This window comes from uncultured Meiothermus sp., assembly GCF_937863175.1.
Lineage (GTDB): Bacteria > Deinococcota > Deinococci > Deinococcales > Thermaceae > Meiothermus.
On sequence record NZ_CALMCQ010000136.1, the window covers coordinates 1 to 6103 of the forward strand.

Consider the following 6103-nt stretch of genomic DNA (forward strand, 5'->3'; position numbering starts at 1 on the left):
TGGGGGGCATCCCGGCCCCGGTGGGCTGGTGGCAGCCGGCGCAGCTCATGGCATAGACGGTCTCACCTTTGGCTTTCAAAGCTGCGTCCACCGCAACCGCGGGGGCGGCTGGCTGGGCCGGAGCTGGGGCTTCCTTGGCGGCTGGGGGCCGGGCGACCTCCTCGAGGGTTCTGTTGGTGACGCCGGTAGCGGCGAAGAATAGCCAGATTCCACCCAGGATGGCAACCGTTGCGATGACCGCACCCAGGGCGGGGAACCGCTCAGGTGCGGGCTTGACCTCGGCGTCGGCGACCCGCAGGGTCATCTCCAGGGTGCCCGAGACCTCCTTCCCCTCCTCGAGGCCCTGCACCAGCACCCCTGGGGTGTTGGCGACCTTGAAGGGGATCTCCTTCACTTCTTTAGCGCCATTGGTGTAATAGGTTACGACCCGGAGCTGGTGTTCTCCGTCGCTCAGCGAGCGGGTGTCATAGGTCACTTTGAAAGGGGGTTGGGTCAGCACCTGCACGGGCTCGGTGCCGCCATCCAGATATACTTCGATACGCTCAATCGGCATTGCTCGATTCCTCCTCGCCAGCCCATCTTCGGGGGTCTGGGCACTGTCCCCAAGACTACCAGAAAATGAGGGTGCTGTGCCCCTGGACTTGAATATAGGAATTGGGGACAAGGGCAAATGTCCCTGACCCCGATTGTAACAATGAAAACCTTTGGTGCCGCCCCGGTAGTTTGGACTGATTTTCAGAAAGCTGCACTACAGAGCGGAGGGGAGCAACCCCATTATCCCTTGCCTCCGCGCAGCAAAGCCACACTCTGCCGCACGCCCGCCGCTCCGCCCGTTACCTCGAGGGCCGCCGTCCCGGTGAACTCTTGCAAAACCCTCCGTACCCAGGCCCAGTCCACTACCCCTGCTCCGCAGGGCAGGTGTTCGTCCCAGCTACCCCGGTTGTCGTGCAGGTGAAAATGGATCAGGCCAGCGTGGAGGAGGCGGTGGTATTCCTGGGGGCCGTGGGAACCGCGCTGGATTAAGGCGTGCCCCACATCCAGACAGCAGCCGTACTGTGGGTGGGTCTCCAGCAGAGCCGCCAGTTCGGCGGGCGTTTCCAGCAAATCGGTTCCGTTCAGGCCCAGGTTTTCCAGGGCCACCGGGATGGCCAGCTCGAGCTGATGCAGCGCCCGGTGTAAATTCTGACCGGCGTGCACGACGGCCTCGGGCAGCCGCAGGGGAACCAGACCAGTATGCAGCACCCCACAAGCCGCTCCGATCTCGGCCCCAAAATGGATAGCCTGCTGGGTGCGCTGAAGCGAAAGCTGCTGCACCTGCGGCACCAGCGAGGCGATGTTCCAGTCCACAAAAGGCAGGTGCAGGCTAAAGCCCACCCCGGCCGCCCGGCCCATCTCGGCCAGCTCCCTGGCCCCCGGCAGCCGGGGATCCATCTCGTGCTGGTCGTAGGCAATCTCCAGAAAAAGCCCAAGCTCTGCGGCCAGGTCGAAAGACTGGCGGTAGGTCAGGCCGGCGGTGAGGGGGCTGAAGCCCAGCTTCATACAAAAGTGGTTTGGATTATACCGGATGCACCCTGCAAGCAAGGCGTTACAGGCAGCAAGCAGCCCATGCCGGGTATATGTCGCTTTACGCTTTCCCGAAAGCCCCTACAATTTCGGATACTTATCAAAGACCTCAATCAGCGGAATCGGTTTACCCTCCAACTGTAAACCGACCACCTCGAAGACCCATCGGCCTCGCTCGTTTCGACGCGGTGGCCTGAGTGCTGTATTCCTGGCTCCCAAGATACGCAGTAACCCACATGTAGGGTGCGTTCACGCACCACCCTTGCGCCGGGGTATTGCGGTGCGCAAGCGCACCCTACAATTTGTTTACTACACATCCAAAGAGTTCTCACCCCCTGGAGAAGAGCGCCAAACGCCAGGAAGGGCGCCGGAAACCAGAGTACCGCCGCCTATGCAAATGAGTCGAGACCGTGTTCGTCCAGCTAACCCAGGCCCACATCCGCTCGGCCCGAGTCGCCCTGACGCTACTCGCCCACAGCCTCGACCTCTGGCTCAACACTTAAGCGGCGTTAAGGAGATGTGAAAAGACCTGGACGCACCGCGATCGGCCGACATGATGTTAGTCGGAGGGAGATGGAAGAAGAAGTTGTCTAGAGATTAACTGTATCCCTTCACGTCATTGTCTAATGCGCACACTGCGAAAGCGCTCAATGGGGGCTACGACCTACGACGATAAATTTTGTCAAACAGCCATAGGATGAGTCGTCTTCTATCCACCTCGCTGCCTCCGCCTCTGCCAGCGCCGCGTCGCCCTCGCTGATCATTCCTGCTTTGACAAGCCGACGGGTCCGGGTTGATATCCTACCGAGGAAAACATCTCTGCCCCAGGTTTGAGTATCGACGGCGATAACATGCGTCTTAACATCTAATGCGCCAGCGTGGGTCAGCATTTCTCTGAGCCTGCGGCCCACATGGCGGTCGCCTCCCTGCCGCCGAAAGAAGTCTAGGAAAAGGGTATTTACATGCTCCACAGTCGGCGGGCTTGGGTGCATCACTACTGTGCCATCGTCTATGTCAGAGACGCAAATCAAGCCACCGGGCCTTGCATAACCAACCATCTTGGCGAGAAGGGTCTTGGGCTCTGGAGTATTATTCACGACAAGGCGACAAAAGACAAAATCGAACTCCGGCCTCGGTTGTGCGCTCAGAGCATCCGCCAGGACAAAGTCGAGGTTTCCGAGATGAGGCAGTGATCGGGCCACCCTGACCATCGCGTCCTCCTTCTCGATACCGACCACGTTGGCCGGATGCGCCAAAGTTGCCAGCTGAGCGGTAAAGTGGCCTGAGCCGGAGCCGATGTCCACCACGCTCATTCCGCTTCTCAAACCTGCCGCAGCCAATACGGGTAGTTCGTGGGAGAAGGAAGAGTGGGCCTGTCTGGCGAGCCGGGCTACTTCCAGATCTTGATTAAGAATACTCAAGTCGTACGCCTCTCCCACAAATCACCTCCAGAATATTTTTTTCGACCAGAAACCGTGTTCGTGCTGTACCCATAGCACGGCGGGAACCGCCGCACCGCGCAGTCCAATTCGTCGGCGCGGGTGTCAACGTCCGCGGGGACTTCCTCAGAGTCCAACAGTTTCAAAATGCCTTAAGTGGACCCCTCTGTCAAGACAGAATTCGGGCCTGGTCTAAGCGACACTCCCTCCCTTCCATTAGTATTGCATGAGGCCTGGTGTTGGCGTACTGGCTGAGCGGCGGGGCTGATCCAGAGTACACCCTTCACTTCGTTCAGGGCAGGCTCTCGGCAGGGGTCTGATAGTTGAGCGACTGGTGCAGCCGCTGGTGGTTGTAGAACTCCAAGTAGTGGCTGATGCCACTTCTGGCTTCTTTAGGTGACTGGTAATCGTGCAGGTAGACCTCCTCGTATTTCAGACTGCGCCACAGCCTTTCGGTAAAGCCTGCCCTGAGCTTGTCGAGGGGATGTTGTTGCTGGCCCGTCCCTTGCCGCCCATGCTGAGCCTGACCCCGGCGCGGTGAAGGAGCTGGAGATAGCTGTCACTGGTGAACTGACTGCCCTGGTCGCTGTTGAGAATCTCGGGTTGGGCCTGGGCCAGTGACCGAGTCACCGCGCTCCGCACGAAAGCGAGTTCCAAACAGTCGTCGAGTTCCCAGGTCACGACATATCTGGAGAACCAGTCCATGATGGCCACCAGATAAAGCCAGCCCCTGGCTAGGCGGATATAGTAACCCCTGTAGGGTGCGCTGGCGCACTAACAACAGTAACCATCCGCTAAACTCAACCTATGCCCGAATACCGTAGGTTCTACCAAGAGGGCGGGTGTTGCTTCTTCACCGTTGTCACGTTGGAGCAGCCCTCGTTCCGTCCCGACGCGACGGCTCGGAACGGCGGCCCCACAAGCGCCAACGGTTCCTCTGGGACGAACCTGTCCGCAAGGCCCTGCGCGAGTCTATCCAAGAAACCCGCCAGTCATTTCCCTTCAAGGTTGAGGCATGGGTTCTACTGCCCGGTCCCCTGCACTGCATCTGGACGCTACCCCCCAACCATGATGACTTCTCCATTCGCGGGTTGCTGATTAAGGGCGGGGTAAGCAAACGCGGCAAAGAGTACGAGAATCCCGCTTTGTTGTCGAACTCGAGGGTCGAAAGAGGCGAGTCCAGCCTTTGGCAGCGGCGTTTCTGGGAACATTACCTGGGTGACGAGCAAGACTTGATAAAACATCTGGACTACGTGCATTTCAACCCGGTGAAGCACGGGTATGTGGAGCAGCCCAGAGACTGGAGGTATTCGACCTTCAGGCGCTGTGTGGCCCGGGGCCTGTACAGAATTGATTGCGGGGCGGGAGTAACGTTCGAGGGGGAGTTTGGAGATGTGGATGATTGAGTGCCCATGTGGCTTGTGCGGTGCGCGAGCGCACCCTACAATTTGGCCTGAATTCTGGCTCTACAGAAGTATCCACAAGGCTCCGTGCTCAAAACTTCTATGGCCGCCATGGTCTAGATTTCGACATTCCAGTCTTTTCAGGGTTACGTGTGCCACGTGTGACCCTCGCAGTGCTGCCCGATACCCAGTATCCCAGTGGCTCAAACTTTGTGGAGTACGAGGCTACTGTTAATGGACGCAAAGAGCTGATGGCTCAAGTGAATTTCCGTCTCAGCCAAGTTTCTCAAGACGGCTTTGCTTTTTTTGAGATTCCCATCTATGCAGTTGATGGGGAGGGTAATCTACTCATTGACGTCTCAGGTATCCTCTACGCTCAATTTGCAGATGCCAAAGTGCGCTCCGCTGACAAAGCGATAAACATGGTGCGGGGTCGGGCCACTCTACAGGTCGCGGTAAATGTAAACGACTTTGTAGATGGACGAGCACAGTTTGATTTGACCAGAATAAGGCTGTTCTCAAAGAGTCGAACTGATGGTAACCCATGTTTTCGTAATATTACGTTCTCTGAATGGATTCCGAGTGCGGGGATGCGATCAGGAGTGACGCTACAGGGTTGCAGAGATGTAACCGTTGGCCACGAAGCCCCTAACGGCCTGAACTTGCCAACATACCCTTATCGCCTTCCTGCTGAGTATGTCAGCCGCACCAACCGCATACTGGTGGGCCAAAACCTCAACCAAGTCGCCCTCTACGACCAAAACCTGCGCGACGCCATCGAGCCCAGTCTCGACCCCAGTGGGCTGAGCCTGCAGAGGGTGCAGGCCCAGAGCACCTCGGGCGAGATCGCCCGCTTGATCCTGGGCTTCATCCCCATCGTGGGGGATGCGGTGGACGGGCTGGAACAGCTCTACAACGCCGCCACCAGCAGGCAGGTAGACCCGGTGCTGGCGGTGCTCTCGGCGGCGGGGCTGGCGCTGGATTTGGGGACAGGCGGTTTGGGGGATGTTACTGCCGGGGTCAAGTTCGCCTACCGCGTAAGTCTCAGCCTTACTAGTCGAGGCGGGGTGGTGGCCGCCGTGATCCGGGCGGAGTTCGTCAGGTTCTCGAGCGGCAGGGTGTCGCCTCGAGCGCTGGTCGGAGCCTTACACCAGCGCTTTGTTAGGATCGTTGATTTGGCAAGGGCACGCGGTTGTGGAGGGTTTGCACTCAGCAACGCCTGTTTGACTCGGTACGACAGAATAGCAACCGTGGTGAGGAGCCAGCAGGGTTTAGACTCCACGGCTGCTTTGAACAAGGTCGACACCACACTCGGGTCTGTTCGCTCTAAAACGAGTTTCGTACCTTTCCAGTTCAGTTACACCAAGGTGGCCTTAACTTGCACACGTCGAGCAGCAGGCCAGAACGTAACCATACAATCCGTCTTTTGTGACGGAGTAAACCTAGCGCACGTCTTCGAGGGCGAGATCAAGGGCCCCGTAGGCAACCCCAGGATTGTTGGCCTACACTATTTTGGCGATGGCACATTGGCCTCAACTTACAGAGCAAGCGTGACGGTTGTGGAGCGATACCGAGGAGGGTTCTATGCAGCTAAGGTAAAGCTTACCGACCCTCGTAGTGGTAGAGAGTGGGATAAGCGGGATGGGTGTAGTGCGCCCCTATTTTGAGACCACCAATGGTTCAATCTTAGTCACCTCC

The 6103-nt window shown here is 58.2% G+C and carries 7 protein-coding genes; 2 read left to right on the forward strand and 5 right to left on the reverse strand.

The window, feature by feature from the left end; genetic code table 11:
- The 5 genes from Q0288_RS05450 to Q0288_RS05465 all read right to left on the reverse strand — a co-directional run.
- The coding region (locus tag Q0288_RS05450; RefSeq protein ID WP_299428338.1) for an Ig-like domain-containing protein at nucleotides 1-553 on the reverse strand (553 nt) is incomplete at its 3' end.
- Nucleotides 554-774: 221 nt separating this feature from the next.
- Nucleotides 775-1539, reverse strand: a complete 765-nt coding sequence (locus Q0288_RS05455) for a sugar phosphate isomerase/epimerase family protein (protein ID WP_299428341.1) — start codon at nucleotides 1537-1539, stop codon at nucleotides 775-777.
- Between the two features lie 671 nt (nucleotides 1540-2210).
- Nucleotides 2211-3002 (reverse strand): methyltransferase domain-containing protein, encoded by a 792-nt coding sequence (locus Q0288_RS05460; RefSeq protein WP_299428344.1) that lies wholly within the window; start codon nucleotides 3000-3002, stop codon nucleotides 2211-2213.
- A gap of 292 nt (nucleotides 3003-3294) precedes the next feature.
- On the reverse strand, nucleotides 3295-3450 hold the full coding sequence (locus Q0288_RS18040) for an integrase core domain-containing protein (protein WP_366914727.1): 156 nt from the start codon (nucleotides 3448-3450) through the stop codon (nucleotides 3295-3297).
- Nucleotides 3435-3746: a DDE-type integrase/transposase/recombinase gene (locus Q0288_RS05465; RefSeq protein ID WP_299428352.1), complete on the reverse strand. Its 312-nt coding sequence runs from the start codon at nucleotides 3744-3746 to the stop codon at nucleotides 3435-3437. The genes Q0288_RS18040 and Q0288_RS05465 overlap by 16 nt, the downstream gene beginning before the upstream one ends.
- 98 nt (nucleotides 3747-3844) lie before the next feature.
- Between Q0288_RS05465 and Q0288_RS05470 the strand changes: the two genes are divergently transcribed.
- Both Q0288_RS05470 and Q0288_RS05475 read left to right on the forward strand, forming a co-directional pair.
- On the forward strand, nucleotides 3845-4408 hold the full coding sequence (locus tag Q0288_RS05470) for a transposase (protein ID WP_299428346.1): 564 nt from the start codon (nucleotides 3845-3847) through the stop codon (nucleotides 4406-4408).
- A 659-nt stretch (nucleotides 4409-5067) separates the two neighbouring features.
- Nucleotides 5068-6072, forward strand: coding sequence for a hypothetical protein (locus Q0288_RS05475; RefSeq protein ID WP_299428349.1), 1005 nt, complete (start codon nucleotides 5068-5070; stop codon nucleotides 6070-6072).
- Nucleotides 6073-6103 lie beyond the last annotated feature (31 nt).

What these genes read in the sequence shown, in the direction of transcription:
- Q0288_RS05455 (WP_299428341.1), bottom strand. Translation starts at nt 1,539, where the DNA reads ATGAAGCTGGGCTTCAGCCCCCTCACCGCCGGCCTGACCTACCGCCAG.